The organism is Pseudomonas meliae (assembly GCF_001400515.1).
Lineage (GTDB): Bacteria > Pseudomonadota > Gammaproteobacteria > Pseudomonadales > Pseudomonadaceae > Aquipseudomonas > Aquipseudomonas amygdali.
In genome coordinates this window covers 1-2,677 of record NZ_LJQT01000152.1, presented here as the reverse complement: position 1 = coordinate 2,677, position 2,677 = coordinate 1, and the positions used below count along the sequence as shown (strand labels likewise).

Here is a 2,677-nt window from a genome sequence, read left to right as displayed (position 1 = left end):
CCAGCGCATCAGCCAGTTGCTGCGGTGTGTCGAAATCACGTGCTACCAGCCCTGCTGGCAGCTCAAGGTCACATATCGCCATACCAGGATCTCCCGTCACGAGTAATCAGGGCAATGGAGCTCATTGGCCCCCAGGTTCCGGCCGGATAAGGCTTGGGCGCGTCGCCCGCCTTCTTCCAGCCAGCGATCAACTGATCGCACCATTGCCAGGCGTACTCGATTTCATCTTTGCGGACAAACAGGTTCTGATTGCCACGCATGACTTCCAGCAACAACCGCTCATAAGCGTCGGGGACACGAGCGCTGCGGTAGGTGTCGGAAAAATTCAGTTGCAAGGGCCCGCTGCGCAGCTGCATGCCTTTGTCCAGCCCCTGGTCCTTGGTCATCACCTGCAAGGAAATACCTTCGTCGGGCTGCAGGCGAATGATCAGGCGGTTGCTGATCTGCAAACGCTGTTCAGGCGCGAAGATGTAGTGCGGCGGCTCTTTGAAATGGATCACGATCTGCGACATTTTCTGCGGCATGCGCTTGCCGGTACGCAGATAAAACGGCGTACCCGACCAGCGCCAGTTGCGGATATCGGCACGCAGCGCGACGAAGGTTTCAGTATCGCTCTGGGTGTTGGAGTTCTCTTCCTCCAGATAACCCGGCACCGCCTTGCCTTCGCTGTAGCCAGCGGTGTACTGGCCACGCACCACTTGGGTCGCCAAACGCTCGGGCGTGAACGGTGCCAGCGCCTTGAGCACCTTGACCTTCTCGTCGCGAATACTGTCTGCCGACAGATCGCTGGGCGGGTCCATGGCGATCAGGCAAAGCAGTTGCAGCAAGTGGTTCTGAATCATGTCGCGCAATTGACCGGCCTGATCGAAGTAGCCCCAACGGCCCTCGATGCCGACCTTCTCGGCCACCGTGATCTCCACGTGCGAAATATGGTTCTGGTTCCACTGGGTTTCGAACAGGCTGTTGGCGAAGCGCAGAGCGATGAGGTTCTGTACCGTGTCCTTGCCCAGATAGTGGTCGATACGATAAACGCGGTTTTCCGGGAAAAACTGCGCAACAGCGTCATTGACCCGGCGCGAAGAGGCCAGGTCGTGACCGATGGGTTTTTCCAGTACGGCACGCGTGCGCTCAGCGAGGTTGACCGACGCAAGGTTCTCGCAGATGGCACCGTAGACCGAGGCGGGTGTGGCGAAATAGGCGATCAAGGTTTCGGCATTGCCGACGCGCTCGGCGAGTGCGACGTAATCCTCGGCCTTGAGGAAGTCGACATGCAGGTAGCTGAGGCGCGCCAGAAACCGGCCCAGGTTGTCGGGCTCGAGTTCGGCCTCGGGAATGAAGCGGCGCATGGATTTTTCGATATACGCCAGATGCGACTGTTCGTCGCCGGGTTCACGCGCCAGGGCAAGAATTTTTGTGTCTTCGTGCAGCAGTCCAGCGCGATCAAGCTGATAAAGAGCCGGGAACAGCTTGCGTACCGCCAGGTCCCCCAGGGCACCAAACAGGGCAAATGTGCACGGTTCAACCGTAATCAAGGGCATAATGTTGGTTCTTTTATCAAGTTAGGCTACAAATACCTTTTTTAAAGGCGTTACTCAAGGCCATATGTAGTAATAACCACAACATTCTGCCTAAAAGCATATTCCAGTGGTGATCAACACAGGCCCTCAGTACGATAGGCCACCTTTGCTACAGGCTAAAGAGCTAAAAAAAGCTCAGGCCAAAACCGTTGGTGAATCAGCCCCCGACAAGGACTTTGAATGGACCGCGTAAGAAACCTCCTGGAGCAAATCCAGGGCCGACTCGATGAGTTGAACAAGGCCGAGCGCAAGGTGGCCGAAGTGATCCTGCTCAACCCGCAGATGGCAACGCGGCTGAGCATTGCAGCGCTTGCCCAGGCCGCCAAGGTCAGCGAACCGACGGTCAACCGCTTCTGCCGTTCGTTCAGCGTCAGCGGTTATCCGGAGCTCAAACTGCAACTGGCCCAGAGCCTGGCAAGCGGCGCAGCCTATGTCAGCCGCGCTGTGGAAGCCGACGACAATCCCGAGGCCTATACCCAGAAGATTTTCGGTAGCGCCATTGCTTCGCTCGACAGCGCATGCCAGCAACTGGACCCGGCGCTGATCAGCAAGTCCGTGGACATGCTGATCCAGGCACGGCAGATCCACTTTTTCGGGCTGGGTGCCTCGGCGCCGGTGGCGCTTGATGCGCAGCACAAATTCTTCCGTTTCAACCTGGCGGTCACGGCGCATGCCGATGTGCTGATGCAACGGATGATTGCGTCGGTGGCCCATACCGGCGAATTGTTCGTGATCATTTCCTACACCGGGCGCACGCGCGAGCTGGTGGAAGTGGCCCGCATCGCCCGTGCAAATGGCGCTTCGGTGCTGGGCCTGACCGCCGCTGGCTCGCCACTGGCGCAGGCCAGCACTGTGAGCCTGAACATTCCATTGCCGGAAGACACGGACATCTACATGCCGATGACCTCTCGGATCATCCAGCTCACCGTTCTCGATGTGTTGGCCACCGGCATGACCCTGCGCCGCGGCGTTGACTTCCAGCCGCACCTGCGCAAGATCAAGGAAAGCCTGAATGACAGCCGCTATCCGATCGAGGATCAGGGCTGACTGGGTGTCGTTGACTATCGTTCACCCTGCGTAGTAATGCCTTTCGGGACGCT

The 2,677-nt window shown here is 58.3% G+C and carries 2 protein-coding genes and 1 pseudogene; 1 reads left to right on the top strand and 2 read right to left on the bottom strand.

What is annotated here, in order from left to right; all coding sequences use genetic code 11:
- Nucleotides 1-82 (bottom strand): annotated as a pseudogene (locus ALO64_RS26200) (6-phosphogluconolactonase); the annotation flags it as partial.
- The gene (zwf, locus tag ALO64_RS06715) at nucleotides 69-1,538 is read right to left on the bottom strand and encodes a glucose-6-phosphate dehydrogenase (RefSeq protein WP_005732729.1); all 1,470 of its coding nucleotides are present in this window, start codon (nucleotides 1,536-1,538) and stop codon (nucleotides 69-71) included. The pseudogene ALO64_RS26200 and the gene zwf, both read right to left, overlap by 14 nt.
- A gap of 219 nt (nucleotides 1,539-1,757) precedes the next feature.
- Between zwf and ALO64_RS06710 the strand changes: the two genes are divergently transcribed.
- Entirely contained in the window at nucleotides 1,758-2,624 is an 867-nt protein-coding gene (locus tag ALO64_RS06710; RefSeq protein ID WP_002552324.1) for a MurR/RpiR family transcriptional regulator, read from the top strand.
- Nucleotides 2,625-2,677: the final 53 nt, after the last annotated feature.